Source organism: Actinomadura sp. 3N508, from assembly GCF_044326375.1.
Taxonomy (GTDB): Bacteria; Actinomycetota; Actinomycetes; order Streptosporangiales; family Streptosporangiaceae; genus Spirillospora.
Map to the genome: position 1 here is coordinate 436,639 of NZ_JBIRAX010000001.1, position 24,072 is coordinate 460,710.

Here is a 24,072-nt window from a genome sequence, read left to right on the forward strand (position 1 = left end):
CCCCGCCGGCGGCCGCTATCCGGTGACGCGGACGGGGTTGAACAGGTCGGCGTAGATGAGCAGCCCGCCCATGATGATGAGGACGACCGCCATCACATAGGTCACCGGGAGGGCCTTGGCGACGTCCACATACCCGGGATCGGGCCTTCGGAAGATCTTGGCGAACAGCTTCTTGACCGCTTCCAGCAGGGCGCCGGCGATATGGCCGCCGTCCAGCGGCAGCAGCGGGACGAGGTTGAACATCCCGACCGCGAGGTTCAGCGACCCGAGCAGCATCACGAAGAAGGCGACCTTCTGGGTCCCGTCGATGCGGTCGTCGGCGGCGAACTCGCCGCCGATCCGGCTGACGCCGACGACGCCGATCGGGCCGTTGGGGTCGCGCTCCTCGCCGCCGAAGGCCGCGTTCCAGACCCCGACCATCTTCTGCGGCATCCGCACCAGCGCGCCCGCGGTGCGCGTGGTCAGCTCGCCCATCGTGCTCGCGACCGCGCCCGGCCCCTGCCGCTCGACCGCGTTGGCCGGGGTGATGCCGAGGAACCCGGCGTTGACGACCTTCTTCTGGTCGTCGAGGTCGCGCATCTTGTTGCGGGTGACGGGGACGTTGAGCTGCAGATCCTTCCCGTCGCGCCGGACGGTCATCGGGACGGTCCGGCCGCCCGCGCCGCGGATCTGCTCCTGGAGCTCCCGGTACTCGTCGATCTTCTTGCCGTCGAACGTCACGATGCGGTCGCCCGGCCGCAGCCCGACCTGGTGGGCGGGGGTCGGCTGCGCGCCCGCCGGGCAGTCCTTGAGGTCGGACTGGCTCGCCGGCACGACGCATTTGGAGACCGTGTCGACGACCGGCTGGTCGCGGACCGTGCCGATGCCCATCAGCAGGATCGCGAAGAACAGCACGGCGAGGAGCAGGTTCATCGCGGGCCCGCCGACCATGATCAGCGCCTTCTGCCACCACTTCTTGGCGTAGAAGACGCGGTCCTCGTCGCCGGGCCTGACCTCTTCGAGCGCCGCGCCGCGCGCGGACTCGATCAGCCCCTGGAAGGGGCCGGTGCTGGCCTGCCGGACCTGCCCCGGGGCGTCGCCCTTGCGCGGCGGCAGCATCCCGATCATGCGGATGTAGCCGCCGAGCGGGATCCATTTGATGCCGTACTCGGTCTCGCCGCGCCGCCACGACTTCATCGTGGGGCCGAACCCGACCATGAACTGGGTCGTCCGCACCCCGAACAGCTTGGCGAACGAGAAGTGCCCGAGCTCGTGCAGGGCGATGGACACCAGCAGGCCGAAGAATATGATCAACGCTCCAGCCAGGTAGGCCATGCGCTTTCGCCCTCCGGTCGTGCACCCCGCTCACCGGGGGGTGATCTCCAGCAATCAATTCAGAGTACTTGAATCCTCCCCTCCCCGAGGGCAGGGGATTTCTGGCTCAGGTCGCCGTGAGGCCCGGCGGGCCTTGCGGTCTTACACCCTCGGCACCAGCAGGGACGAAACCGGCCCTGACCAGCATCACCTGGGCGGAGTTCTTATCCCTGGGCTGGGACGCTCCGCAGGTGGTGCAGGTGTAAGTGCGTTCTCCGAGCGGCAGGCGGTGCTTGGTTCTCGCACCGCATGCCGCGCAGTCGGTCGTGGTGTTCCTGGGGTTGACGAGGCGGACGTCGCGGCCGTGTTTGTGACCCATCTCCACCAGGGCCGCTTTGGTGGTGCCGATCGCGGCGTCGGCCGCCTTGCGCGCCATGGTGGTCTTGGCCAGGAACTTGGGGCGGAAATCCTCGACCGCGATCTGATCGAAATCGCGGACCACACTCTTGGCCCACTTGCGGGCGGTGTCCTGCCGCTGCCGGGCGACCTTCCTGGCGGCCCGGGCGGCCTGCTTCTTCGCGCGCTGATACCCCTTGGACGTCTTCTGCCCTTTGGCGGGCCGACGCCGCGCCATGCGCCGCTGGTAGCGAGCCAGCCCGGCGGCGGCCTTGCCGCCGTGCCGGGGGTGCGGCAGGTCGTGCGCGTCGCAGGTGGTGGTGGCGATCTCCTTCACACCCCAGTCCACCCCGATCATCGTGTTCGCCGGAGGCAACGGGGCAACCTGGGCGGGGACCACGAAGCTGACATACCAATGGCCAAGGGTGTCGCGGTAGATCCGCACCGATGTCGGATCGGCCGGCAGGTCCCGCGACCACACCACCCGCACCACGATGCCTCCCGCCAGATGCACCTGGCCGTCTTTGAGCCGAAAGCCCCCTCGGTGGTAGTTCAGCGTCGGCGCCGCCGTGGCTTTGGTCTTGAACCGGGGCATCCCGGCTCGCCGCCGCATCGGCAGGCCGTCGGCGATGTCCTTGATCGTCTTGGCGCGGGCCCGCCCGAAGTCGCGGATGGTCTGCTGCTGCGCCACGCTCGACCCGGCGCGCAGCCAGCCGTGTTCGGCGCGCCAGCCGGTCAGTAGTTTGCACAGCCCGGCAGGTCCGATCTTCTCACCGGCCTGGTGCAGGGTCTTGGAGCTTTCCACGCACATGTTCCACACCCAGCGGCAGCGGTCCCATTCCGCCTGCAAGGCCCGTTCGGCCGTGCTCGACAGGCGAGCCCGGTAGGTATAGCGGACATGACCCCGAACTTCCTGCACGGAGGTCGGGCCCACGGGTGCGGGAGACATGATCGGCACCATAACGGTGGGATACGACAGAATCACTCAAGGTCATTACCGTGGAGGAACCCTCCTCCCGCGGTGGGGGGACTGTGGGTGGTCGTGCGGCGAAGCCGCTGCTAGCCTGACCGGCAGCCGACGATCCCGTGCGGGAGAGTCCCTCGCAGCCGGTGAGGGACGCCGAAGGAGCAACTCCTCCCCGGAACCTCTCAGGCCCACGGACCGCACGGGCGAGGCGACCTCTGGAAAGCGGGGACAGGTTCCCCCGCCGAAGGTGCAAGCCCGTCCTTTGCGACGGGTGAAGCTCTCAGGCGCCGATGACAGAGGGGGAGGCACCGATACGCCCGGTGCGCGAGTGGGACGATGGACCACGCGTGCCCGCGACGAAGGAGCCGAACCCATGCCCGCCGATCCACCCGCGAAAAGCGCGTCGTCCGCCCGGAAGACGCCGCTGCACGACGTCCACCAGGATCTCGGCGCGAACCTCGTGGACTTCGCCGGATACCTGATGCCGCTGCGCTACCGGAGCGAGACGGCCGAGCACCAGGCGGTCCGCACCGGCGCCGGGCTGTTCGACCTGTCGCACATGGGGGAGATCTTCCTCTCCGGTCCCGGCGCGGGCGACGCGCTCGACTACGCGCTGGTCGGGAAGCTGGCGGCGATGCCCGTCGGCAAGGCCCGCTACACGATGATCTGCGCGCCGGACGGCGGCGTCCTCGACGACCTGATCGTCTACCGGCTCGCCGACACGACGTGGATGGTCGTCGCGAACGCCGCCAACGCCGACGTCGTCCGGGACGCGCTGGCCGAGCGCGCCGCGGGCTTCGAGGCGGCCGTGGACGACCGGTCCGCCTCGTACGCGCTGATCGCCCTGCAAGGGCCGCGTTCGCAGAAGATTCTCGAAGAGTTCACCGACGCCCCGCTGGCCGACCTCAAGTACTACGCGATCCTCGCCGCACGGGTCGCGGACGTCGACGCGCTCGTCGCCCGCACCGGCTACACCGGGGAGGACGGCTTCGAGCTGTTCGTGGACGCGTCCGACGCCGTCCGGCTGTGGAAGACGCTCGAAGGCGTGGACGGCGTCGTCCCCGCCGGGCTGGCCGCCCGCGACAGCCTGCGCCTCGAAGCGGGCATGCCGCTCTACGGCAACGAGCTGACCGCCGAGACGACGCCGTTCGAGGCGGGTCTCGGCCGGGTCGTGAAACTGGACAAGCCCGGCGACTTCGTCGGCAAGGCGGCGCTGGCGGCGGTGGCGCAGACCCCGCCGGGCCGTAGGCTCGTCGGACTGGTGGCGCGGGGGCGCCGGGCACCGCGCAAGGGGTACCAGGTCGTCACGTCCGGTGGCGCGCCGTGCGGGGTCGTGACGAGCGGCGCCCCGTCCCCGACACTGGGCGAGCCGATCGCCATGGCCTACCTCGACAGCGGCGCCGGGGAGACCGGTCTCGCCGTGGACGTCCGCGGCCGGAACGAGCCCGTGGACGTGGTGGCCCTGCCGTTCTACAAGCGTTCCTGAAATCCGGGGGAACTCCCGCAATGAGAAGAGAGAAGTGATCGTGAGCGTTCCGGAGCAGCTCCGCTACAGCGAAGAACACGAGTGGGTGTCCGGCCTGGGGGGCGACGACGGCATCGTCACCATCGGCATCACCGCCCACGCCGCCGACGCCCTCGGGGAGATCGTCTACCTCGAACTGCAGCCGTCGGAGGGCGACACCGTCGAGGCGGGCGAGCCGTGCGGCGAGGTCGAGTCGACCAAGTCGGTCAGCGACCTGTACTCGCCGGTCAGCGGCGAGGTCACCGCGATCAACACCGCGGTGGTGGACGAGCCGAAGGTCATCAACGACGACCCGTACGGCGAGGGCTGGATCTTCAAGGTCCGGGTGTCGGACGAGCCGGGCGACCTGCTCGACTCCGTCGCCTACGAGAAGCTGATCGAGGAGGACTGACGGTGCGCCTGCACGACCCGCTCGCCGCGGCCGACCCGGAGGTGGCCGAGGCGGTCGCCGCCGAGCTGCGGCGGCAGCAGTCCACCCTGGAGATGATCGCGTCGGAGAACTTCGCGCCGGTCTCCGTCCTGGAGGCGCAGGGCTCCGTCCTGACCAACAAGTACGCCGAGGGCTATCCCGGCCGGCGCTACTACGGCGGCTGCGAGTTCGTCGACGTCACCGAGCAGCTCGCGATCGACCGCGCGAAGGCGCTGTTCGGGGCCGAGTTCGCGAACGTCCAGCCGCACAGCGGGGCGCAGGCCAACACGGCGGTGTACTTCGCGCTGCTGCAGCACGGGGACACGATCCTCGGCCTCGACCTCGCGCACGGCGGGCACCTCACGCACGGGATGCGGCTGAACTACTCCGGCAAGGTGCTGAACGTGGTGCCCTACCACGTCCGCGCGGAGGACGGCCTCGTCGACATGGACGAGGTGGCCGCGCTCGCGGCCGAGCACCGCCCGAAGATGATCGTGGCGGGCTGGTCGGCGTACCCGCGGCAGCTCGACTTCGCGGCCTTCCGGAAGGTCGCCGACTCGGTCGGCGCGCTGCTCATGGTCGACATGGCGCACTTCGCGGGGCTCGTCGCGGCGGGGCTGCACCCGTCGCCCGTCCCGCACGCGGACATCGTCACGACCACGACGCACAAGACGCTCGGCGGCCCGCGCGGCGGGCTGATCCTCGCCCGCGAGGAGTACGGCAAGAAGATCAACTCGGCGGTGTTCCCCGGTATGCAGGGCGGCCCGCTGGAGCATGTGATCGCCGCCAAGGCCGTCGCGCTCAAGTTCGCCGCGTCGGACGGGTTCCGCGACCGGCAGGCCCGGACCGTCGAGGGCGCCCGGCTGCTCGCCGACCGCCTCCTCGCCGAAGACTCCGCGAAGGCCGGCGTGAAGGTCCTGACCGGCGGGACGGACGTCCACCTCGTCCTGGTCGACCTCGTCGACTCCGACCTCACCGGACGGGACGCCGAGGACCGCCTGCACGAGGTCGGCATCACCGTCAACCGCAACGCCGTCCCGAACGACCCGCGACCGCCGATGGTGACCTCCGGGCTCCGGATCGGCACGCCCGCCCTCGCGACGCGCGGCTTCACCGCCGCCGACTTCGCGGAGGTCGCCGACGTCATCGCGCTGGCGCTGCAGCCGTCCTTCGACCGCGATGCGCTGTCCGCCCGAGTGAAGGCACTGGCGGACAGGCATCCCCTGTATCCCGACCTGTGACGTCCGCCGCGCCCCCTCGCACTCGATCGCGAGGGGGCGCGGACGCGAAGGGGGCAGCAATGGCCATCAGCGTTTTCGACCTGTTCAAGATCGGCATCGGCCCGTCGTCGTCCCACACCGGTGGGCCGATGGCCGCCGCGCACCGGTTCGCCCGGGGCCTGCACCGGGACGGGCTCCTGGAGAAGACGGCGACCGTCCACGCCACCCTCTACGGTTCGCTCGGCCTCACCGGAAAGGGCCACGGCAGCGACAAGGCCGTCATCCTCGGCCTCGAAGGCGACAAACCCGAACTCGTCGACGTGGACGGCATCGACGAGCGCCTGGCATCGATCCGCGAACGCGGAACGCTCCACCTCTTCAACGACCACGACATTCCCTTCGTCGTCAACGAGCACCTCGTCTTCGAACGCAAGGAATCGCTCCCCGGCCACCCCAACGGAATGCGCTTCACCGCCCGCGACGACGCGGGCAACGAGCTGCGCTCCAGGGTGTACTACTCGGTCGGCGGCGGCTTCATCGTGGACGAGAACGCCACCGGCGCCGACCGCATCAAGCCCGACGACACCGTCCTGCCGCACCCGTTCGACACGGCCGCCGAACTCCTCGAACGCTGCCACGAGACGGGCCTGTCCATTTCCGCGCTGATGCTGGAGAACGAGAAGGCGTTCGGCCGCACGCCCCAGGAGATCCGCGCCGAGCTCCTGAACCTCTGGCAGGTCATGCGCGCCTGCGTCACCCGCGGCTGTAGCCGCGAGGGCCTCCTCCCCGGCGGCCTCAAGGTGCGCCGCCGCGCGCCGCAGCTCCACCGGCAGCTCTCCACCGAGAAGCCCGCCGACCCGCTCCACGCCATGGACTGGGTCACCCTGTACGCCCTCGCCGTCAACGAGGAGAACGCCGCCGGCGGGCGCATCGTCACCGCCCCCACCAACGGCGCCGCCGGGATCGTCCCGGCCGTCCTGCACTACTACGACCGCTTCGTCCCCGGGCGCGACGACGAGGGCGTCGTGCGTTTCCTCCTCACCGCCGGGGCGATCGGCGTCCTGTTCAAGCAGAACGCGTCCATCTCCGGCGCCGAGGTCGGCTGCCAGGGCGAGGTCGGCTCCGCGTGCTCGATGGCCGCCGCCGGCCTCACCGAGGTCCTCGGCGGCACCCCCGAGCAGGTCGAGAACGCCGCCGAGATCGGCATCGAGCACAACCTCGGCCTCACCTGCGACCCCGTCGGCGGTCTCGTCCAGGTCCCGTGCATCGAACGCAACGCGGTCGGCGCCATCAAGGCCATCAGCGCCGCCCGCCTCTCCCTGCGCGGCGACGGCCGCCATTTCGTCTCCCTCGACAAGGCCATCAAGACGATGCGCGACACCGGCCGCGACATGCTCGACAAGTACAAGGAGACCTCGCGAGGCGGCCTGGCCGTCAACGTCATCGAGTGCTGACCGGCGAGGAGGCGGAGCCGGCGCCGTCAGACCTCGGCGAGGAGGCTGATCTGGCGCTGGACGCCGTCCGGGCCGCCGAGGACCGGGTAGTGGTCGATCGCCTTGTCGCACAGGTCGATGAGCTGCTGCTTCTTGGTGCGGTTCTTCGCCTTCGAGAAATCGAAGAACTCGAATGACGGCGCGGCGTGGAGCATCCCCTCCTCCTTGCCGCCGGGGATGGGCGTGCTGACGAGCACCTGGGCGATCGGGTACAGGACGCCCTGCATGATGGCGACGCCGTTGCGTTCGAGCCCGTACCGGCGGCTGAAGAGCTCGTGGCGGTCCTCCTGGATCCGCACCGTCTCCACGTCGTCGGTGGAGGTCTTGTAGAGCTCGTCCAGCACGCACAGGGTGTAGCAGTAGGCCGCGTTGAACAGCGTCATCAGGCTGTGGACGTCCGGCTGGTCCGTGAAGTCGGCCACCTTCGGGTCGGACAGCACGGGCCAGGTCGCCTCCGGGTTGTCGAGGCGGATGTCGTGGTCGGCTCCGTCGACCGCGCCGATGCCCTCCTCGCCCCGCTCGATGCGCAGGAACTTCTCGTAGTGGGTGAAGTCCTCGACGCCGTGCTTGACCTTGAGGTGCTGGTGGTCCTTGCGGGTGCCCTCGCCCTGCTCGATGATGAGGTTCAGCGCCGCCTTGGCGGTCTTGAGGTCGTGGACGCGGATCGGCTTCCCGTTGCCGAACTCGTTCCAGAAGGCGCGCTTGTACTGCTTGCGCGCGTCGCCGAGCGCCCATTTGATCTTCTTCTTCTCGTCCAGGTCGCAGAAGCCCTTCTCGATGGAGCGGTAGAACGCGCCCAGGCTGGTGTACTGGTCGACGGCCTTGGGATGGGCGTCGAAGGTGGTCGCCTTGGAGCTGACGTCGTCCGGCATCTCGATCCTGCGGAACGTCTTCACCTGCTCAAAGGACAGCCTGCCGAGGGAGAGGTCGATCTCCGCGCCGTCCTTGTCATCGGGGTTGTAGCGGTGCAGCATCTTGCTCGGGTAGGACGGGATGAACTTCTTGTCGTAGAAGGTGATCTGGTCACCGCACCCGATCGCGACCATCAGGTTGCGCACCAGCGCCAGATGCAGCATCTCCTCGATCGAGATCCCGATCAGCGACCGCAGGACGCCGCGCGGCGCGGCCCACTGGGAGTGCCCGCGGGTCCTGATCGAGTAGGCGCCGTACAGGTACAGCGGGATGGTGGACAACTCCACCTGGGCGGCGGCGTGCAGATGGTCGGCCAGGTCCTGCACGCTCTGGATGCCCTTCTTGGGATCGAGCTTCTTGATCGGTTCGGCCCTGGCCACTTCCGCCGGCTTCGCCGTGGCCTTCGCGGCCGTCCTGCGGCTCCTCGTGCCGATCGTCTTGGTGGTCATCGTGCGCCCTTTCTCGTGGATGTGATGGAGCCGCTCCCGGGTTCGCGGTCAGCGGGTTCGCGGTCAGCGGGTTCGCGGTCAGCGGGTTCGTCGAGGTGGGAGAAGAAGCCGAGGTCGATCCAGCGGCGGAGGAGGCCGATGGCCTGCGCGTCGACGTCCTGGAAGGCGACGCCCACCGCGGCGCCCTTTGCCAGCGCCCGCAGCGCCCGGTGGGCCGCGGGATCGAGCTCCCGCATCGTGACCTTGTAGTCCCGCCGGTGGACGGCCAGCCGCACGGGACGGGCCGCGGGAGGATCGGGATCCTCACCCCGCCGGACCGCCGTCAGGTACTCGTGGACGGGAAAGGCCAGTCTCGGCAGCCGAAGGCAGGGGGCGACCACCGGGCGCAGGCCGGGCAGATCGGCGGGTTCCGGAAGATCGTCCGTGGCCGGGAGGTCGGCGTTCTCCGTGCCGGGGCCCTCGATGACCTCGGTGATGATGCGTTCCAGGCGGGCGATGTCGATGATCAGGTCGGGCCAGTCCGGTCGTTTCGATGTGCCCGGCGCGCGCCGGTCCGGCCGGGTCGCCGACAGGTGGGCGGCGAAGCCCTCGTCCAGCCGGGACAGCGTGTAGGCGCTGGGTGGACGGGCGTCGAGGTAGTCCAGGGCGAAGCGGTCGAACGTCTCCTCGCCCAGCAGATGGGTCAGCCCGGGATGCAGGCCGCGCATGTTCTCCAGCAGCCGGAGCCGGTAGCCGCGCCAGTAGATCGCCAGGCGCTGGCGGGCGGTCAGCGTCTCGGACGCGGTGAGCACCTGGGCCGCCTCGTCCAGGTCGCCGTCCGGGTCCATGATCGCCGTCTGCAGGCATCGCTGGAGCCCGGCGAGGTCGGACGGCTCAGCCATCGCGGCGGTCCCCGGCCAGGCTCGCCTGCCGGGCTCTGCTCGCGACTTGCCGGGCCTTGCCGAGTTCGGCCTCCAGGACGGGGAAGGCGGGCAGCTTGTCGTCCCACTCCAGGAGGGTGGGGATGTCGGCGCGGCGCTCGGCGACACGGCGGTACAGGTCCCAGACCTCGTCGGTGACCGGGCCGTCATGGGTGTCGATGAGGTGGGTGCCGTAGTCGGTGTGCCCGGCCAGGTGGATCTGCTCCACGCTCTCCAGCGGGATCGCGTCGAGGTAGTCCACCGGGTCGACGTCGTGGTTGGCCGCCGAGACGTAGACGTTGTTGACGTCCAGCAGCAGGCCGCAGCCGGTGTCCTCGGCGAGCCGGGCCATGAACTCCTGCTCGGTCATGGTCGACGCCGCGAAACCGACGTACGTGCTCGGGTTCTCCAGCACCAGCTTGCGTCCGAGGACGTCCTGGACGATGCGGACCCGGCCGGCCACGTGCGCCAGCGCCGCCTCGGTGAACGGCAGCGGCAGCAGGTCATGGGTGTTGCGGCCCATGACCCCCGTCCAGCACACGTGGTCGGACACCAGCCGGGCCCTGACCGCGCCGGCGAGGTCGCGCAGCCGGGCGAGGTAACCGAAGTCGAGCGGATCGGTGGAGCCGATGGACAGCGAGACCCCGTGCAGGACGATCGGGTAGCGGTCGGCGATCGCGTCCAGGGCGCGGCGGCGTCCGCCCCCGCAGTCCATGAAGTTCTCCGAGATCACCTCGAAGAACCCGACGTCCGGGAGGTGGCGCCGCACATGGTCCATGTGCGGCGCGCGCAGCCCCAGCCCGAATCCGAGCGGCCGTTCCCCGGTGCTCGGCGGCGTCATCGCTTCTTCCCGGACGCGCCCTTCCGGCGCGCCCCGGCGGTGCTCGTCCGAGACGTGCTCGTGCGCGACGTGCCCGCGCGGGACGTGCTCGCGCGGGACGTGCTCGACGTGCTCGACGTGCTCGTCCGCGATGTCGCCTTGCGCTGCCCGTTCGACTGTGGGCCCGGCAGGTCGCGGCCGTCGTCGATGTCGTACTCGGGCAGCATGTCGTCGGGGATGCCCTCGGCCGGGGCCGGTCCGTACGCCAGCCCGGCCCGGTACATCCGGTCCTCCATGATGCGCCTGGCCTGCAGCCACACGCTCTTGCCCTTCATCGGGCCCGCGCTGAACACCCGGCTGATGTTCACCGGGCTGGCGCAGCTGCCGTTGAACCGGCACGCCTGCTCGCCGGGCCGCCACTGCTGCTCGTCGCTCCCGGCGTAGCCGCAGCCGCCCTGCCCACGACACTGCCCCTCGCCGTGGCACACATGGCGCACGGTCGCGCAGTTCCCGGTCCCCGCCATGGTCGCCCCGCCGTCGACGTCGAAGGCCTTGCAGGCGTTCAGCCCCATGCAGATGTGCTGCTCCAGCCCCTCGGCCGGGGCCCCGCAGCTCGCCGCTCCGAAACTGCGGCCGCTCGAATCCTCCCTGAGCTCGGCCGCGTACTCCATCGACGACAGCACCTCGGCGTCCGCCGTCTCGTCGTGACCGTCGTGCTCCCGCTTCACCCTTGCCATGGCTCCCCCGATTTCCGTGAATTCGGCGGCAATGTCGAAATCCGGCCCGCGATGCCGGTGGACATCGCGAACCCTCCGCCACCCTTGCCGGAACGAAGATCGCTAACCACGGCCCCGGACTTATTACGCCTTAAGGAGGGCGCCTGTCTCCCCTTGACCCACAATTGCCCGAGCCACACGATCACTTCAATAAGCCGAGTGTTTGCCAGGCCACGAGAATCCACCGGCGGCCAAACCATGGACCCGAGGGGATCGACGGACCACACCTCCACAGGCGCGGACGCCGGACCCGGTATGGGATGATCGTTTTATGCCGATTGATCCCCATTTGCTGGTGGCGTTCTTCGTGACCTCGCTCGTGGCCATGATCATTCCCGGGCCGGACATGCTGTTCGTCCTCGGGTGCGGGATGCGGGGCGGGGCGCGGGCGGGGCTGCTGGCCACGGCCGGGGTGGCGACGAGCGAGGCCGTCCACGTCGCCGTCGCGGCGGCGGGGCTGGCGGCGCTGTTCGCCGCGGCGCCGGTCGCGTTCACGGTGGTACGGATCGCCGGAGCCGGCTACCTCGTCCACCTCGGCGTCCAGACCATTCGCGGCCGCAAGGACGATCTGGACGACGGCCTGCCGTCCACGGGCCGGGTCCCGGGGCGACGCGCCTATGTCAACGGCCTGCTGACCAATCTGCTGAACCCGAAGATGGTCACGTTCACGATCGCGTTCCTGCCCCAGTTCATCGACCCGGGAATGGGTCACGTATGGGTGCAGTTCGCGGTCCTCGGCGCCATTCTCATCGCGCTGGAGTTCCTCGTCGACGGCACGGTCGGCGTCCTCGCCGGACGGATCGGGGACTGGCTGCGCCACCGGCGGGCCGCCCGCCGGCGGCTCAACGTCGCCGTGGGCGGCCTCTTCATCGGCCTCGGGGTGCGCCTGGCCGCCGAACGGTGAGTCAGCCGGTCAGGGCGCCGCGACCGGACGGGGAATGGGCCCCACGGCGGGCATCCTTGCCGCAGTGGCCGCAGACGACCGTCGGGCTGACCGCATGGCCGCAGGAATGCTGCCAGCGGACGGGCGGATCGTCGGGGTGCAGATGCCGGTCGCCCCACGCCATCAGCACCAGAAGGACGTCGCACAGCTCCACGCCCGCCCGCGTCAGGTGGTACTCGTAGCGGGCGGGGTGATCGCTGTAGCGCTCGCGGCGGACGATGCCGTTCGCCTCCAGCTTGCGGAGCCGGGCCGTGAGGATGTCGCGGGACGCGCCCGTGTTCCGGACGATCTGGTCGAACCGCCGCACGCCGTAGCTCAGCTCGCGGATGGCGAGCAGGCTCCAGCGCTCGCCGACCAGGTCAAGGGTGTCGGCGATGGAGCACTCGCGCGGCGCGGCGTCCTTCGGCATAGCGGGCAGCCTAACCGCCGTCAGAGCCGCTCGATGACGGTGGCGTTCGCCAGCCCGCCGGCCTCGCACATGGTCTGGAGCCCGAACCGTCCGCCCCGGTCTTCGAGCGCGTGCAGCAACGTCGTCATGATGCGGGCGCCGCTGGCGCCGAGCGGGTGCCCGATCGCGATCGCGCCGCCGCGGACGTTGACCTTCGCCAGATCGGCGCCGGTCTCCCGCTGCCAGGCGAGGACGACCGGGGCGAACGCCTCGTTCACCTCGAACAGGTCGATGTCGTCCAGCGTGAGGCCGCCGCGCGTCAGGACCTTCTCGGTCGCCGGGATGATCGCGGTGAGCATCAGCAGCGGGTCGTCGCCGGTGACGGCGAACGCGTGGAAGCGGGCACGGGCACGCAGCCCCAGACGTTCGGCGACGTCCGCGCCCATGACGAGCACGGCCGCCGCGCCGTCGTTGATCGGGGACGCGTTGCCCGCGGTGATCTTCCAGCCGATCTCGGGGAACCGCTCGGCCGTCCGCTCGTCGTAGTAGGCGGGCCTGAGCCCGGCGAGGACCTCCGGCGATGTGTCCGGGCGGACGGTCTCGTCCCGCTGCCCCGGCCAGGCGACCTCGCGGTCGAACTCGCCGTTCTTCCACGCCTCGGCGGCGCGGCGGTGCGACTCGTAGGCGTAGGCGTCGAGGTCCTCGCGCGGCAGATCCCAGCGGGCGGCGATCAGCTCGGCGCTGATCCCCTGGCCGACGAGGCCGCCGGGATAGCGCTCGGCGAGCATCGGCCCGAACGGGTCGCTGCCGGTCAGCACGGCCGACCCCATCGGCACACGGGACATCGACTCCACGCCGCACGCGATCGCGATGTCGTACGCACCGCTCTGCACGCCCTGCGCCGCGATGTGCAGGGCCTGCTGGGACGAGCCACACTGCCGGTCGACCGTCATGGCCGGAACGCTCTCGGGGAACCCGGCGGCGAGGACGGCCGTGCGGGTGATGTTGAGCGCCTGGTCGCCCGCCTGGGTCACGACGCCGCCGATGACGTCGTCCACCTGCGCGGGATCGAGCCCGGCACGCTCGACGAGCTTCTGCAGCGTCCGCGCGAGAAGGTCGGCGGGGTGGTCGTCGTGCAGCGCCCCGTTCGGCTTGCCCTTCCCGACCGGTGTGCGCACCGCCTCCACGATCACCGCGTCCCGCATGATCCCCACCTCCGTCTGTTTTTCCAACTCACCCTTCGAGCATCCCTCCACTCAGTTGGAAAACACAACCCACTCCCAGGTGACCTCGATCACCCCACCACCCCACCCCGAACCTGGGAAACGCATTCGGGACAAGTGATACGACCTTTTGGCGCCGACCGAATCGGGTGACCAGTCCCTTGATTCCAATACCCGGCCTGCCCTCATCCCCGTTCAAACCAAGGGACATAAGTATGCTTTACGGACATTTGAACAGACCTGTCAATCATGGTTGAATGTCTCCGCACCAATCCTCTTTTCAGGATTGAATACCCCGCGGACCTGTAGTCGACAGCGGAGTACGCATGAGCGACAACGACCAAAGAGGCGACGCCGACGCCCCGGAACCGTTCGCCTCGATCGATGAAGAGCTGGCTGATCAGCTGGCCAAATACAAGGACGTCCGCGAGGAGATCCAGCACCTGAGCGCCTCGGCCTCTTCTCAGGACCGAACGGTCACGGTCACCGTGGGGCCCGGCGGGGCCGTACAGAACATCGAACTCCAGCAGCAGGCACTTCGCCTCGGGCCGGAGCGGCTCGCCCAAACGCTCATCACCGTGATCAGGAAGGCGACCGCCGAGGTGAACCAGGAAATGGCCGACCTCGTTCAACCGATCGCGCCCCCCGGCGTCGACGTGATGGACATGGTCAACGCGCACCTGCCCGACGTCGAGACCGACGCCCCGGAGGAGTACCTGCGGAAGAAGGGCATCCGGTGGTGACCGAGATCGTCTACGACGCAGCCAAACTGGTCTCCGCCGCAGAGAAGATGGACGGCTACCACTCCATTGCCGCCAACATCAAAGCCTCCGCCAAGGCCGCCGACCCGGGCCACGGCTTCGACGTGTGGGGAGGCATCGGCAGAGCCGCCCAACTCAATGACTGGTACCAGAAGGCGGCCAACGAACTGCACGAGTCTCTTCAATTGCCGGAGCGGTACATTCACAAGGCGGCGGACTCGCTGCTCAAGACCGCCGAGAACTACCGCAAGGCGGACCAGCAGGTTCTGAGCAAGATCAAGAATGTGGAGAAACTCCTCGCCAGCCCCGCAACGGGCAAGGCGATGGCACCCGAACGCCCTCCCTCTCTGAGTGAGGCGGGCCCGCTCAAATTCGATGCCCTCGAGGACATACCGGTTATCAGCTCCCTCGGCAAGGGGGTCAAAAAGGCGTTTGAAGATAAGGAATTCGCCGACCTGTCATCCTTCGCCGGAGATGCCATCAGTGCGGGTATCGGGCTGGCCGCCGATCCAGCAGGCTTTCTCACTGGCTTGGGTCTCAGCTTTCTCATAGACATCATCCAGCCATTGGAGGACGCCCTTGCCTACGTCACCGGGCACCCGGAGAAGATCGACGATGCGAGCAACCAATGGGAGCTTGCGGGCAAGAAACTTGGCGAGCTGTCCAAGCAGGTTCAGCAGATACCGCAGCAGGACATCGCCGAGAGCGTGTGGAAGGGACCTGCCGCCGACCGGGCGAGAGCGCATATGACCGCCTTCGCCGAAGGGCTGGACGACCTGGCGAAGGAGGTCACTCATGTGCGAGCCATCCTCGGCGCAAGTAAAACGATCATGGAGGTCGCACAAGCTTTCATGATCGACCTCATCAGTACTCTGGTCGACTGGCTGATCGCGGTCTGGGTTCCTGCGATGGCGGCCGCGCCGGTGACGGCCGGCGCCAGCACCGCCTCCGCCGCGGGGGCCACCGGTATTCAGGCCACGGTCGCCTTCCAGCGCGCCTCAAGCATGATCCAAAAGGTGCGCAACGTGTTGATCCGCCTATCCACGCTGCTACGCCACCTGGCCAGGCACGCGGCAGAGAACCGGCGCGGTCTAGATCTGCTCAGCGGTTGGTCGATCAGCACTGGGATCAACGCGGCGTTCAAATCAGGCGGCACAGCGTGGCAAGGCGCCACCGGCGGTGGAGGCTCCCCCGAAGAAATACGGACGAAACTGGATCCCGGCGGTTTCCCGGGCCCGGTCAGTCCGCCCCGGCAGGCGTAGATTCGGTGGTGGAACTGTGCAAACTTTGAGGCCGCTACTACTCGAAAGCGCGGAGGTACCGGCTCCCGTCCCCGAGGATTCGGGCCTGGACATCCGGTTCTCGGTAGACTCCGAGTTCGCCGGAGAGCTCCCAGAACTGTCGTGTCAGATCGACGGCCAATCCCTGGACGTCGCCGTGGGGCGCTGGTACATCCCGGTCGCCTCCGGGTCACGGACGATCACGGTGCGGTGCGGTGTCACCGCGTCCTTCGCCGTGGACGCGGTCAAGGGACGTGCCCGGCTCATCCAGGTCTGGATCCGGCCCGGAGCGGTCGTGCCAATGGTCGTTTCGAGCCCGCTACCACGGCCGAAAAAAGGACTGCAGAGCTGGAACCTGCGGGTCGGTCTCTTCCTTCTCGCCGCATTCGTCATTCTCTTTGTCGCGAATACTCTGGCCGATCGGATGTAGCACGATGAATTCCAAGTCCGGCTGGTTCGGCCCGCTGCTACGTCCGGTCCAGGGTGAAGAAGAGTCGCTCCAACTGGTCGTCCGGTACGTGTGGCCGTTCGCGCATAAGAATTTCCAATCATCCCGTGACGAGTACCGGCCTGCGGTCACAGTGAACGGGGAGACCGTCCCCGCCGAATGGGGTACCAGCATCTACGTGCTCCGAGAACCGTCCTGGACGCTCCGCGCAGTCCAGGGCCAGGAGTTGGTGGACGACGGGGAAATAGCAGGTCCCATTCCCGTCCGGAGCTCCGGGACGGTCCTGGCATCGGAGCCGGCGGAGCTCGTCTACGCGCCGTCCGGCCCGGGCCGCGGCCTCTTCCACAGAAGTAACGCCATCCCGCCCCGCCTGCACACCGGGCGCTCTGACTGGAGAGACGTGTCCAGCCCGCTGAGAACCGTCGGCGTGTGGGTGATCTTCTACATCATGGTGCTCGTCGCACCGGCGACGGCCCTGCTCTCAAAGCTCTGAACCCCGGCCATGCGAAAAACCCGGGGGCCGCGGTGTGTGCCGCGGCCTCCGGGTGTCGGGCCGCTCAGCGGGAGGGGCCCATGCTGTGGTCCGTCTGTTCCCTCCATACGTCGAAGCGCCCCTCGGCGGAGCCGCCCGGAAGTGCAGGATCGGACAAGCGCTGCCTCCTCTGGGCTCGACGTCAGGTTCCCTTCGGACAATAGCTCCACAAGCCGCCATAGGCCCCCAAACAACTTCAAAGGGCCCGTAAGGGATCGGGCGCTCAGACGACGGTCGGCGGCTGTTCCTTCGGGACCAGGCGCAGCCGCACCACCGTGGGCATCGAGTCGCGTTCGAGTGCGGCGCACAGGCGCGGCACGCTCTCCTCCTCGATGCGCCGCCGTAGCTCGGCGGCGTCGGCGCGGTGCCCGTACGCGACGTTCAGCCGCAGTTCAGGGCGGCTCGACGAGCCGATCAGCCGGGCCCGCACCTTCCGGACGCCCGGGTACTCCGCGATCTCGTCCTCGATCGCGCCGGTGACGGCCTTCGCCGACAGGCGTGTCCCGCCCGTGTCGGCGTCCGGTTCCATCGACAGGCCCGCCAGCTTGCCGGAGCGCGCCTGCGCGAGCAGCCATGCCAGCCCCAGCAGCGCCAGCACGACGGCCGCGGCGGCGAGCGCGGGCCAGAACCAGCCCCGCTCGTCGGCGAAGCGCCGGACGTCGTCGGCGAGGACCGGCGCGGACGCCCGTCCTTCACCGAAGGCGCCCAGGCCGCGGGCGAGGCCCGCGCCCCCGGCCGCGGCCAGGACGGCGCCGAGCAGGCTCAGCCCGGTGCGGTTGAGATGCGCTGGCCGACGATCCATCACCGATCCCGCCGTTTCATCTTCACTGAGACGGATCGGGCAGGGAGGGGCTCCAGGCTGTCAAGGCGGGCGCGGACGGCTTCCTCGACGCCCTTGTCCAAGTCTCCGGGGGCGTGGACGGGGGTCTCCGCCACGACCTTCACCCGGCGGCGGCGCAGCCGGACCCGGCGGGCCCGGGAGACGCCTGGGGCGTCCTCTGCGGCCGCCGCGACGGCGCCCTTCAGGCCGCGGCGGCTCACGCCCATCATCAGGCTCGGGTCCCGGCCGTGCAGGGGCACGATCCGCGACTTTCCGGGCAGCAGCGCGGCCAGCAGGCACAGCAGGCCGACCAGCGTCAGGGCGCCGAAGATCGCGAGCGCGATCGGGTCGTTCCACGCCACGTCCTTCGCCCAGTCGTAGGGGAACACGCCCGCCGGACGGTCGAGCAGCGCCGAGATCACCTCGAGCGCCGTGAGCGTCCCGGCCGCCGTCAGGAGCAGCGCGACGATCATGGCGGGCCGCACCCGGCGGGAGCGGAACGCGTGCTTGGCCGCGCGGTCGGCCTTCCGGGGCTCGTCCACCGGGGCGCGCCGCATCGTGGCGGGCCGCTGATCGGCCTGCGCGGTCACCGCACGGTCCGTTCGCCGGCGGCGGGACGCTCCAGCTCGGCCACGTCGATGTCCACCTGCCGGACGGTGTAGCCGGTCAGCTCCGCCACCCGCTCCCGCACGCTCTCCCGCACCTGCCGGGCGACGTCGCGCACCGGCATCGGGTAGGTCACCGACATCGCCACGCGGGCCGTGACGATGTCCCCGTTCACCCGCACCTCGGTGCGGGCCGGGCCGCGTCCGGGCACCGGGACGCCGAGGACCGTCCGGCCGACGCCGCCGGACTCGTCGATCTCCGCCGCCGCCCGGGCCACGATCCGCGCCACGACCCGGTCGCGGATGATCGTCCGCCCGCGCGGTGGCGCCGTCTCCTCGTCCTGGACGTCCGTCATCGGGGGCGCCGCCCCGTGTTCACCGAGCTGAACAGCTGCCTGAGGTCAAGGTTGCCCTCGACGGCACGTCCCGCGAGGAAGCCGAGCGCGCCCAGGAACAGGACGATGAAGAACGCCCCGAACCCGCCGAACGCGCCCGCGAAGCCGAGCGCGGCGCCGAAGGCCAGCCCGACCATGGGCCATTTCACGTCCATCCGGATCTTCCTCTCGGGCCGTCACCCATCGGCCAGGTCCGCGATCAGCACGTCGATGGTCCGCCGGTCCGCCAGCGGGCGGACCAGGCGGCGGACATCTTCGGCGATCTCCGGGAGCGGCCGCCCGTAGCGGACGACCACCCCGATCTCGATCTCGTCCTCGCGCACCGCGACGCCCGCCAGCGGCAGCCCCGCCCGGTACGTCGCGACGCGGGCATGCGGCCCGGCCGTCAGCGCGTGGACGTCCGGGCAGGTCATGGCCGCCTCGGCGACCTGGTCGGCCAGGTCGGTCCGGGGTCCCCCGTGCAGCGTGTCCGTCCAGGCGATCATCGGACGCGGGGCTCCTCGGACCGTCTCTCGGAGTCGTCCGAATCATCGCCCTCGACGTGGATGTCGTCGACGGTGATGTTCACCTCGACGACCTCCAGCCCGCACATGTGCTCGACCTCGCTGATGACGTTGTCGCGGACGGCGCCCGCGAGGTCGGGAATGGACAGCCCGTAGTCCACCACGAGGTCGATGTCGACGGCGGCCTGCCGCTCGCCGACCTGCACGTCCACGCCCTGGGTACCGTTGGCCGCCATGCCCGGCAGGCGGTCCCTCACCGAGCCGATCGTGCGGGTCATGCCCGCGCCCATCTCGTGGACGCCGCCGACCTGCTTGGCGGCCATCGTCGCGACCTTGGCGACCACGGCGTCGGCGATCGTGGTCCGGCCGCCGGATGTGACGAGTTCGCTGGAGCCGCCGTCGGCGCCCCGCTTGCGCATCGTCCCGGCACCGCTCCGGCCGGTGCCCGGCCCGTCGTCCTGGCTCATGATTCGGCTCCCTGAGAAGGACCGGCGCTCCGCGCCTCCGGTTCGCTCCCGCCCGCGGGTTCGCCCCGCGGGACGGCTGACGTCCGGTTCATGCTCGCGACCGCGGCGGCGAATCACCATTTCAGCGAAAGACCAGGTCAACGCCGGTTTACCCGCACAGGCCCGGCATCGGATGCCGCGGCCGGGCTAGCCCTTGAACATCTCGCGCATCTTGCGGGCGGCGTCGCCGGGCTTCTTCTTCGGCTGGGGCTCGTCCTTGGCGGACGCGGGCGGCCGCTTCTCGCGGTCCTCCCCGGCCGTCCCGGCCCCGGTCGTCTCGGAACCGCTGGTCCCGGCGCCGGTCGTCTCGGATTCGGCCTTCTCCGGCTTCTCGTTCACCACGACTCCCCCGCTGTCGTTTCACCGTCGCCTCATGCGTACCCCGTCTACCCGGGGTAGAAGCGCACCTCTGGACGCCCGACCTGACCATAGTGGGGCCTGCGCCGCGCCAGGCCATTCTCCGCGAGGTATTCGAGATAGCGGCGGGCCGTGACGCGCGACACGCCGGTGAGGTCGGCGGCCGCGGCGGCCGACAGCCCGTCGGCAGCGCCCGCCAGCACCTCGGTGACGGCCTGGAGCGTCTCGCGGCTCATGCCCTTCGGCAGCGAGCGGTGGCCGGGGCTGCGGAGGGTGGCGAGCATGCCGTCCACGTCGGCCTGGCCGCTGACCTCGCCGGTGCCGACGGCCTGCTCCCGGAACCGCGCATATCCGACGAGCTTGTCGCGCAGGGACGCGAACGTGAACGGCTTGAGCAGGTACTGGACGACGCCGACCGACACCGCCGAGCGGATCACGGCGAGGTCGCGCGCGGAGGTGACGGCGATGACGTCCACGTCGCTGCCGCCGGCGCGGAGCGCGCGGCACACCTTCAGGCCGTGGGTGTCGGGCAGGTAGAAGTCGAGCAGGACGACGTCGACGGGGGTCTTCTCGCAGAAGCGGAGGGCGTCCGCGCCGGAATGGACGACCCCCGCGACGGTGAACCCGGCGACGCGCTCGACGTAGGAGCGGTGCGCCTCGGCGGCGACGGGGTCGTCCTCGACGACGAGCACTCTGATCATCGGGACTCCAGGGGAAGTCGGACGGTGAAGATGGCGCCGCCGTCGTGGCCGACGTGGATGTCGCCGCGGTGCCGCCGGACGGCCTGCCCGACGAGGGCGAGGCCGAGGCCGTGCCCGACGGGCCCGCCGGAGGTCTTGGTCGTCCAGCCGCGCCGGAACATCTCCGGGACGGCGGCCGGGTCGACGCCGCGCCCGCTGTCGGCGACCTGGAGGACGAGTTCGCCGCCGTCCCTGCGGGCGCTGACCACCACGCGGGGCGGGCGGGACCCGGAGCCCGCGAGGGCGGCGTCGACGGCGTTGTCGATGAGGTTGCCGAGGATGGTGACGAGGTCGCGGGGCTCCACCAGGCCCTCGATGGCGGTGTCGTCGGTGACGACGAGCTCGACGCCGCGCTCCCCCGCCTCCGCGGACTTGCCGAGCAGCAGCGCGACCAGCACCGGCTCGGTCGCCGAGCCGACGACCCGGTCGGTGAGCCGCTGCGCGGTCTCCAGCTCGGCGGTGGCGAACTCGACGGCGTCGTCCGGACGGCCGAGCTCCACCAGCGACACGACCGTGTGCAGCCGGTTCGCGGCCTCGTGGGCCTGGGAGCGCAGCGACTCGGCGAAGCCGCGGACGGTGTCCAGCTCGCCGGTCAGCCCCATCAGCTCGGTGTGGTCGCGGAGGGTGACCACGTTGCCCATCGCCCGGTCCCGCGACCGGACCGGCGAGGTGTTCACGACGAGGACGCGGGTGTCGCTGACATGGATCTCGTCCGATCGCGGTTTGGCGGACACGAACGTGGCGACCAGCTCGTCGGACAGCCCGAGTTTCGCGACGGGCTGCCCGCGCGAGGCGTCACCGAGGCCGAGCAGGTCGCGGGCGGCGTCGTTGCACAGGACGATGCGTCCCGCCCGGTCCAGGAGGAGCAGGCCCTCGCGGACGGCGTGCAAGATCGCTTGATAGTACTCGAACATCTCGCGCAGCTCGCCGGGCGCGGCGCCGCGGGTCTGCCGGCGCAGCCGCGCGGACACCAGGTAGCTGCAGCCCAGCCCGGCGGCGAGGACGGCACAGGCCACGCCGACGACGTAGAGGAGCCGCTGCTGCAGCTCCGCCGAGATGACGCGGACCGTGATGCCGACCGACACGAGCGCGATGATGCGGCCGTCACGGCCGAACACGGGCGTGACGGCGCGGACGGACGGGCCGAGCGTGCCGGTGTAGGTCTCGGTGAACGTCCGTCCGGCGAGGGCGGGCCCGGTGTTGCCGACGAACTGCCCGCCGATCCTGGCCGGGTTCGGATGGGTGTAGCGGATCCCGCCCGGGCTCATGATCGTGATGAAGTCGACGCGGGCGTCGCGGCGGACGCGTTCGGCGTACGGCTGCAGCAGCTTGCTCGGGTCGCGGGTGGCGAGCGCGGCCGGGATGTTCGCGGCGTTCGCGATGGTCCGCGCGACCGCCGTCACCGTCTGCCTGGCGGCGGCGTCGGCGGCGCGGTCGGCGTCGAGGTAGGCGATGGTCGCGCCGACCGAAACGAGCAGGCCCACGATCGCGGCCTGCAGCACGAGCAGCTGCCGTGCCAGGCTCCAGCGGCCGGGCCACGTCCATGCGGGACGCCGCACTGTCGCCACCTTTCGTCGCTCCACGCCGTGAACGAAATGTACACAAGCGTGACCATCGTTACTGGACCGCGCATAGTCACGAGTGCACAGACTCCGCCTCAGACGAAAAGGCTCCACACCTGCGAGCCCGTTTCCAGTGCAGGCGTCCGCCGTGTGCATGCGCCCGCTCCGCCCGGCGCATGGGCGTCTGCCGAGGCGCCGGCGCCCGTCCAGGATCCGCAGCCCCCGCAACCAGCGGATCCGGACGGGCGCCGCTCCTTGCTTCACAGCTTGGAGCATCACAAGGTCGTAGTACGCGCCGTATGCCGGATTGGCCGAGGTCGGCCCGAACGGGCGCGTCAGAAGATCGGCCGGCACACCGCGTTCAGGCGCGCGGGCGTGCGGCCGCGCGAGCCGCGCGGGCGAGCTTCAGCCGGTGGACGGGATGTGCTTCACACCGGAATCGGCCGGTTCCGTTCCGGGGCCCGCGCGCAGCCGCCCGGTGTCAGAGTCCACCCCGCTCCTGACACCGGGCGGCCCTTCCCGGGCGCCTCCGGGGCCCTACCGCCGTTTACCGCCGCTTACCGCGCTTGGACGCGGCGCGGAAGCGGACCACCACCGGCAAGTCCGGCATCCCGACCGCCTGCCGGTACCGCTCGACCGGGCCCGCGCCCAGCTCGCCGTACACCTCGCCGACGAGGGCGTCGCCCGCGAACGAGACCCGCATGCGCAGCCGGGGCCGGGTGGCCGTGCCGGTGAGCCGGACGCGGGCGTCCTGCACGCCCGGCAGCCCCCGCGCGTCCCGGGCCAGGTCGCCGGCCGCGGTCCGGGCGAGGGCGCGGGTCTGCGCGTCCAGGTCAGGCCACCGCCGGTGGACGAGCGCCCGGCACTGGAACACCAGCCACAGCTGCCCGGCGAGCGCCACGATCTCCGCGACGCCCGCCGCGACGGGCAGGAACCAGCCGTTGCCGGCGGCGAACCGCGGGAGGGCGGGGTCGAGCAGCGGCCGGCCCGACAGGGCGAGGAGCGCGTCGAACGCGCCGAGGCCGGCGGCGAGGGCCGCGCCCCCGCAGAGCAGCAGCGCCGCTCCGGTTGCCGCGATCGCGATCCGCATCTCAGTCCTTCCGCCAGCCGAGCCGGACGTCGACGTCCGGCCGGCGCATCGGCTCGATGCGGTCGAGGCGCTCGTCGACCGCGCGGTGCACCAGCTCGGCGAGGTTCGCCGGGTTGCGGTAGTGCGTGGCCGCCCGGACGACGAGCCGCCTGCGGACCAGCCCCCGGCGGCGGACGCGGGCGCGCTCGATGCCGTGCACGCCGAGCGCCGCGTCCGCCAGCGTGCGGTGCAGGGCGGCGCGTCCGAGCACGCCCGCCAGGCGCGGATCGGACCCGGCCAGCGGCATGCCGCGGAGCCGTCCCGGCAGCGCGGCCAGCAGGAACGCGAGCCCGAGGGCGGCGACCCCGGCCGCGGCGATCATGACGTCCGGGTCGTTCCAGGTGCGCCCGCGCAGCGCGTCCGCGGCCTCGGCCATGCCCGGCACGGGGTGCACGGCGGACCCGAGCAGCGCCGCCAGCAGCTCGATCGCGGCGACCCCGCCCACGGCGGTGACCAGCAGCGCGGCGGCGAACCCGGCGAGCGCGCGCCGGGGCCGGAACTCGCGGACGGCCAGCCGCCGCGCCCGCCGCTCGTGCTGCGCCTCCTCGATCACGTCCTTGTCACCCGAACGCTGGACCAGCGTCTCGGTCATGGCCACCCCCGTGAGCCATCGGCACGTCCGACATCGTCACCCATGGTGAGGCATCGTTACGCACAGCGAAACCCGCCATGCCGACATCGTCCGGACGAAGCGCAGGTCAGCCGCCGCGACCCCGCGCGG

28 protein-coding genes and 1 riboswitch are annotated in these 24,072 nt (G+C 70.5%); of the genes, 8 read left to right on the forward strand and 20 right to left on the reverse strand.

Annotation, left to right across the window (positions count from 1 at the left end):
* Positions 1–15: 15 nt before the first annotated feature.
* Positions 16–1,314: a M50 family metallopeptidase gene (locus tag ACH34S_RS01915; protein WP_395950594.1), complete on the reverse strand. Its 1,299-nt coding sequence runs from the start codon at positions 1,312–1,314 to the stop codon at positions 16–18.
* Positions 1,315–1,420: 106 nt separating this feature from the next.
* Positions 1,421–2,638, reverse strand: a complete 1,218-nt coding sequence (locus ACH34S_RS01920) for an RNA-guided endonuclease InsQ/TnpB family protein (protein WP_395950595.1) — start codon at positions 2,636–2,638, stop codon at positions 1,421–1,423.
* 130 nt (positions 2,639–2,768) lie between these two features.
* Positions 2,769–2,864: riboswitch (glycine riboswitch) on the forward strand.
* A gap of 165 nt (positions 2,865–3,029) precedes the next feature.
* On the opposite strand from ACH34S_RS01920, the gene gcvT reads away from it, so the two are divergent.
* From gcvT to ACH34S_RS01940, 4 genes are read left to right on the forward strand one after another with little or no spacing between them, the layout of a single operon-like run.
* Positions 3,030–4,142 carry a glycine cleavage system aminomethyltransferase GcvT gene (gene gcvT, locus ACH34S_RS01925; RefSeq protein ID WP_395950596.1) on the forward strand — a complete coding sequence of 371 codons (1,113 nt, stop codon included), beginning with the start codon at positions 3,030–3,032 and terminating at the stop codon, positions 4,140–4,142.
* A 40-nt stretch (positions 4,143–4,182) separates the two neighbouring features.
* On the forward strand, positions 4,183–4,572 hold the full coding sequence (gcvH, locus tag ACH34S_RS01930) for a glycine cleavage system protein GcvH (protein ID WP_395950597.1): 390 nt from the start codon (positions 4,183–4,185) through the stop codon (positions 4,570–4,572).
* Between the two features lie 2 nt (positions 4,573–4,574).
* The gene (glyA, locus tag ACH34S_RS01935; RefSeq protein WP_395950598.1) at positions 4,575–5,831 is read left to right on the forward strand and encodes a serine hydroxymethyltransferase; all 1,257 of its coding nucleotides are present in this window, start codon (positions 4,575–4,577) and stop codon (positions 5,829–5,831) included.
* A gap of 59 nt (positions 5,832–5,890) precedes the next feature.
* Positions 5,891–7,264, forward strand: coding sequence for an L-serine ammonia-lyase (locus tag ACH34S_RS01940; RefSeq protein WP_395950599.1), 1,374 nt, complete (start codon positions 5,891–5,893; stop codon positions 7,262–7,264).
* A 26-nt stretch (positions 7,265–7,290) separates the two neighbouring features.
* On the opposite strand, the gene ACH34S_RS01945 is transcribed toward ACH34S_RS01940, so the two are convergent.
* The 4 genes from ACH34S_RS01945 to ACH34S_RS01960 are packed head-to-tail and all read right to left on the reverse strand — an operon-like array spanning position 7,291 to position 11,120.
* Positions 7,291–8,664: a ferritin-like protein gene (locus tag ACH34S_RS01945; protein ID WP_395950600.1), complete on the reverse strand. Its 1,374-nt coding sequence runs from the start codon at positions 8,662–8,664 to the stop codon at positions 7,291–7,293.
* Entirely contained in the window at positions 8,661–9,545 is an 885-nt protein-coding gene (locus ACH34S_RS01950; protein ID WP_395950601.1) for a putative DNA-binding domain-containing protein, read from the reverse strand. The genes ACH34S_RS01945 and ACH34S_RS01950 overlap by 4 nt, the downstream gene beginning before the upstream one ends.
* A complete protein-coding gene (locus ACH34S_RS01955) occupies positions 9,538–10,404 on the reverse strand; it encodes a DUF692 domain-containing protein (protein ID WP_395950602.1) in 867 nt (288 codons plus the stop codon). The genes ACH34S_RS01950 and ACH34S_RS01955 overlap by 8 nt, the downstream gene beginning before the upstream one ends.
* Positions 10,401–11,120, reverse strand: coding sequence for a hypothetical protein (locus tag ACH34S_RS01960; protein ID WP_395950603.1), 720 nt, complete (start codon positions 11,118–11,120; stop codon positions 10,401–10,403). The genes ACH34S_RS01955 and ACH34S_RS01960 overlap by 4 nt, the downstream gene beginning before the upstream one ends.
* Positions 11,121–11,430: 310 nt before the next feature.
* Between ACH34S_RS01960 and ACH34S_RS01965 the strand changes: the two genes are divergently transcribed.
* Positions 11,431–12,063: a LysE family translocator gene (locus ACH34S_RS01965; RefSeq protein ID WP_395950604.1), complete on the forward strand. Its 633-nt coding sequence runs from the start codon at positions 11,431–11,433 to the stop codon at positions 12,061–12,063.
* A gap of 1 nt (position 12,064) precedes the next feature.
* Here the strand turns inward: ACH34S_RS01965 and ACH34S_RS01970 are convergent, their stop codons facing one another.
* Positions 12,065–12,511, reverse strand: coding sequence for a winged helix-turn-helix transcriptional regulator (locus tag ACH34S_RS01970; protein WP_395950605.1), 447 nt, complete (start codon positions 12,509–12,511; stop codon positions 12,065–12,067).
* A 20-nt stretch (positions 12,512–12,531) separates the two neighbouring features.
* Positions 12,532–13,695 (reverse strand): thiolase family protein, encoded by a 1,164-nt coding sequence (locus ACH34S_RS01975; protein WP_395950606.1) that lies wholly within the window; start codon positions 13,693–13,695, stop codon positions 12,532–12,534.
* Between the two features lie 344 nt (positions 13,696–14,039).
* Here ACH34S_RS01975 and ACH34S_RS01980 point away from each other — a divergent pair, with 344 nt between their 5' ends.
* Positions 14,040–14,456, forward strand: coding sequence for a YbaB/EbfC family nucleoid-associated protein (locus ACH34S_RS01980; RefSeq protein WP_395950607.1), 417 nt, complete (start codon positions 14,040–14,042; stop codon positions 14,454–14,456).
* Positions 14,453–15,736, forward strand: a complete 1,284-nt coding sequence (locus tag ACH34S_RS01985) for a hypothetical protein (RefSeq protein WP_395950608.1) — start codon at positions 14,453–14,455, stop codon at positions 15,734–15,736. Before ACH34S_RS01980 ends, ACH34S_RS01985 begins: the two co-directional genes overlap by 4 nt.
* 144 nt (positions 15,737–15,880) lie before the next feature.
* On the opposite strand, the gene ACH34S_RS01990 is transcribed toward ACH34S_RS01985, so the two are convergent.
* On the reverse strand, positions 15,881–16,021 hold the full coding sequence (locus tag ACH34S_RS01990) for a hypothetical protein (RefSeq protein ID WP_395950609.1): 141 nt from the start codon (positions 16,019–16,021) through the stop codon (positions 15,881–15,883).
* Positions 16,022–16,188: 167 nt separating this feature from the next.
* Between ACH34S_RS01990 and ACH34S_RS01995 the strand changes: the two genes are divergently transcribed.
* Positions 16,189–16,695, forward strand: coding sequence for a hypothetical protein (locus tag ACH34S_RS01995; protein WP_395950610.1), 507 nt, complete (start codon positions 16,189–16,191; stop codon positions 16,693–16,695).
* Between the two features lie 262 nt (positions 16,696–16,957).
* On the opposite strand, the gene ACH34S_RS02000 is transcribed toward ACH34S_RS01995, so the two are convergent.
* From ACH34S_RS02000 to ACH34S_RS02050, 11 genes are all read right to left on the reverse strand, one after another.
* Positions 16,958–17,536, reverse strand: coding sequence for an alkaline shock response membrane anchor protein AmaP (locus tag ACH34S_RS02000; RefSeq protein WP_395950611.1), 579 nt, complete (start codon positions 17,534–17,536; stop codon positions 16,958–16,960).
* The gene (locus ACH34S_RS02005) at positions 17,536–18,144 is read right to left on the reverse strand and encodes a DUF6286 domain-containing protein (protein ID WP_395950612.1); all 609 of its coding nucleotides are present in this window, start codon (positions 18,142–18,144) and stop codon (positions 17,536–17,538) included. The genes ACH34S_RS02000 and ACH34S_RS02005 overlap by 1 nt, the downstream gene beginning before the upstream one ends.
* Positions 18,141–18,515 carry an Asp23/Gls24 family envelope stress response protein gene (locus tag ACH34S_RS02010; RefSeq protein WP_395950613.1) on the reverse strand — a complete coding sequence of 125 codons (375 nt, stop codon included), beginning with the start codon at positions 18,513–18,515 and terminating at the stop codon, positions 18,141–18,143. The genes ACH34S_RS02005 and ACH34S_RS02010 overlap by 4 nt, the downstream gene beginning before the upstream one ends.
* Entirely contained in the window at positions 18,512–18,709 is a 198-nt protein-coding gene (locus ACH34S_RS02015; protein ID WP_395950614.1) for a hypothetical protein, read from the reverse strand. The genes ACH34S_RS02010 and ACH34S_RS02015 overlap by 4 nt, the downstream gene beginning before the upstream one ends.
* A 21-nt stretch (positions 18,710–18,730) precedes the next feature.
* Entirely contained in the window at positions 18,731–19,039 is a 309-nt protein-coding gene (locus ACH34S_RS02020) for a hypothetical protein (protein ID WP_395950615.1), read from the reverse strand.
* Positions 19,036–19,524, reverse strand: coding sequence for an Asp23/Gls24 family envelope stress response protein (locus ACH34S_RS02025; protein WP_395950616.1), 489 nt, complete (start codon positions 19,522–19,524; stop codon positions 19,036–19,038). The genes ACH34S_RS02020 and ACH34S_RS02025 overlap by 4 nt, the downstream gene beginning before the upstream one ends.
* A 186-nt stretch (positions 19,525–19,710) precedes the next feature.
* On the reverse strand, positions 19,711–19,902 hold the full coding sequence (locus ACH34S_RS02030) for a hypothetical protein (RefSeq protein ID WP_395950617.1): 192 nt from the start codon (positions 19,900–19,902) through the stop codon (positions 19,711–19,713).
* A 47-nt stretch (positions 19,903–19,949) separates the two neighbouring features.
* On the reverse strand, positions 19,950–20,621 hold the full coding sequence (locus ACH34S_RS02035) for a response regulator (protein ID WP_395950618.1): 672 nt from the start codon (positions 20,619–20,621) through the stop codon (positions 19,950–19,952).
* Positions 20,618–22,219 (reverse strand): ATP-binding protein, encoded by a 1,602-nt coding sequence (locus tag ACH34S_RS02040; protein ID WP_395950619.1) that lies wholly within the window; start codon positions 22,217–22,219, stop codon positions 20,618–20,620. Before ACH34S_RS02040 ends, ACH34S_RS02035 begins: the two co-directional genes overlap by 4 nt.
* A gap of 550 nt (positions 22,220–22,769) precedes the next feature.
* Entirely contained in the window at positions 22,770–23,312 is a 543-nt protein-coding gene (locus ACH34S_RS02045; RefSeq protein ID WP_395950620.1) for a hypothetical protein, read from the reverse strand.
* Position 23,313: 1 nt separating this feature from the next.
* Entirely contained in the window at positions 23,314–23,943 is a 630-nt protein-coding gene (locus tag ACH34S_RS02050) for a DUF6286 domain-containing protein (RefSeq protein WP_395950621.1), read from the reverse strand.
* Positions 23,944–24,072: the final 129 nt, after the last annotated feature.

Excerpts from the sequence above, each read along its gene's own strand:
- ACH34S_RS02015 (WP_395950614.1), bottom strand. The coding sequence starts at position 18,709 with ATGGACGTGAAATGGCCCATGGTCGGGCTGGCCTTCGGCGCCGCGCTC.
- ACH34S_RS02050 (WP_395950621.1), bottom strand. The coding sequence starts at position 23,943 with ATGACCGAGACGCTGGTCCAGCGTTCGGGTGACAAGGACGTGATCGAG.
- ACH34S_RS01990 (WP_395950609.1), bottom strand. The coding sequence starts at position 16,021 with ATGAGCCGGGCACGTCCCTTGACCGCGTCCACGGCGAAGGACGCGGTG.
- ACH34S_RS01960 (WP_395950603.1), bottom strand. The coding sequence starts at position 11,120 with ATGGCAAGGGTGAAGCGGGAGCACGACGGTCACGACGAGACGGCGGAC.
- ACH34S_RS02020 (WP_395950615.1), bottom strand. The coding sequence starts at position 19,039 with ATGATCGCCTGGACGGACACGCTGCACGGGGGACCCCGGACCGACCTG.
- ACH34S_RS01975 (WP_395950606.1), bottom strand. The coding sequence starts at position 13,695 with ATGCGGGACGCGGTGATCGTGGAGGCGGTGCGCACACCGGTCGGGAAG.
- ACH34S_RS02045 (WP_395950620.1), bottom strand. The coding sequence starts at position 23,312 with ATGCGGATCGCGATCGCGGCAACCGGAGCGGCGCTGCTGCTCTGCGGG.
- ACH34S_RS01970 (WP_395950605.1), bottom strand. The coding sequence starts at position 12,511 with ATGCCGAAGGACGCCGCGCCGCGCGAGTGCTCCATCGCCGACACCCTT.
- ACH34S_RS02010 (WP_395950613.1), bottom strand. The coding sequence starts at position 18,515 with ATGACGGACGTCCAGGACGAGGAGACGGCGCCACCGCGCGGGCGGACG.
- ACH34S_RS01920 (WP_395950595.1), bottom strand. The coding sequence starts at position 2,638 with ATGTCTCCCGCACCCGTGGGCCCGACCTCCGTGCAGGAAGTTCGGGGT.
- ACH34S_RS01965 (WP_395950604.1), top strand. The coding sequence starts at position 11,431 with ATGCCGATTGATCCCCATTTGCTGGTGGCGTTCTTCGTGACCTCGCTC.
- ACH34S_RS02025 (WP_395950616.1), bottom strand. The coding sequence starts at position 19,524 with ATGAGCCAGGACGACGGGCCGGGCACCGGCCGGAGCGGTGCCGGGACG.
- ACH34S_RS02000 (WP_395950611.1), bottom strand. The coding sequence starts at position 17,536 with ATGGATCGTCGGCCAGCGCATCTCAACCGCACCGGGCTGAGCCTGCTC.
- ACH34S_RS01950 (WP_395950601.1), bottom strand. The coding sequence starts at position 9,545 with ATGGCTGAGCCGTCCGACCTCGCCGGGCTCCAGCGATGCCTGCAGACG.
- ACH34S_RS01945 (WP_395950600.1), bottom strand. The coding sequence starts at position 8,664 with ATGACCACCAAGACGATCGGCACGAGGAGCCGCAGGACGGCCGCGAAG.
- ACH34S_RS01940 (WP_395950599.1), top strand. The coding sequence starts at position 5,891 with ATGGCCATCAGCGTTTTCGACCTGTTCAAGATCGGCATCGGCCCGTCG.
- ACH34S_RS01955 (WP_395950602.1), bottom strand. The coding sequence starts at position 10,404 with ATGACGCCGCCGAGCACCGGGGAACGGCCGCTCGGATTCGGGCTGGGG.
- gcvT (WP_395950596.1), top strand. The coding sequence starts at position 3,030 with ATGCCCGCCGATCCACCCGCGAAAAGCGCGTCGTCCGCCCGGAAGACG.
- ACH34S_RS01995 (WP_395950610.1), top strand. The coding sequence starts at position 16,189 with ATGAATTCCAAGTCCGGCTGGTTCGGCCCGCTGCTACGTCCGGTCCAG.
- ACH34S_RS02035 (WP_395950618.1), bottom strand. The coding sequence starts at position 20,621 with ATGATCAGAGTGCTCGTCGTCGAGGACGACCCCGTCGCCGCCGAGGCG.
- ACH34S_RS01980 (WP_395950607.1), top strand. The coding sequence starts at position 14,040 with ATGAGCGACAACGACCAAAGAGGCGACGCCGACGCCCCGGAACCGTTC.
- ACH34S_RS01915 (WP_395950594.1), bottom strand. The coding sequence starts at position 1,314 with ATGGCCTACCTGGCTGGAGCGTTGATCATATTCTTCGGCCTGCTGGTG.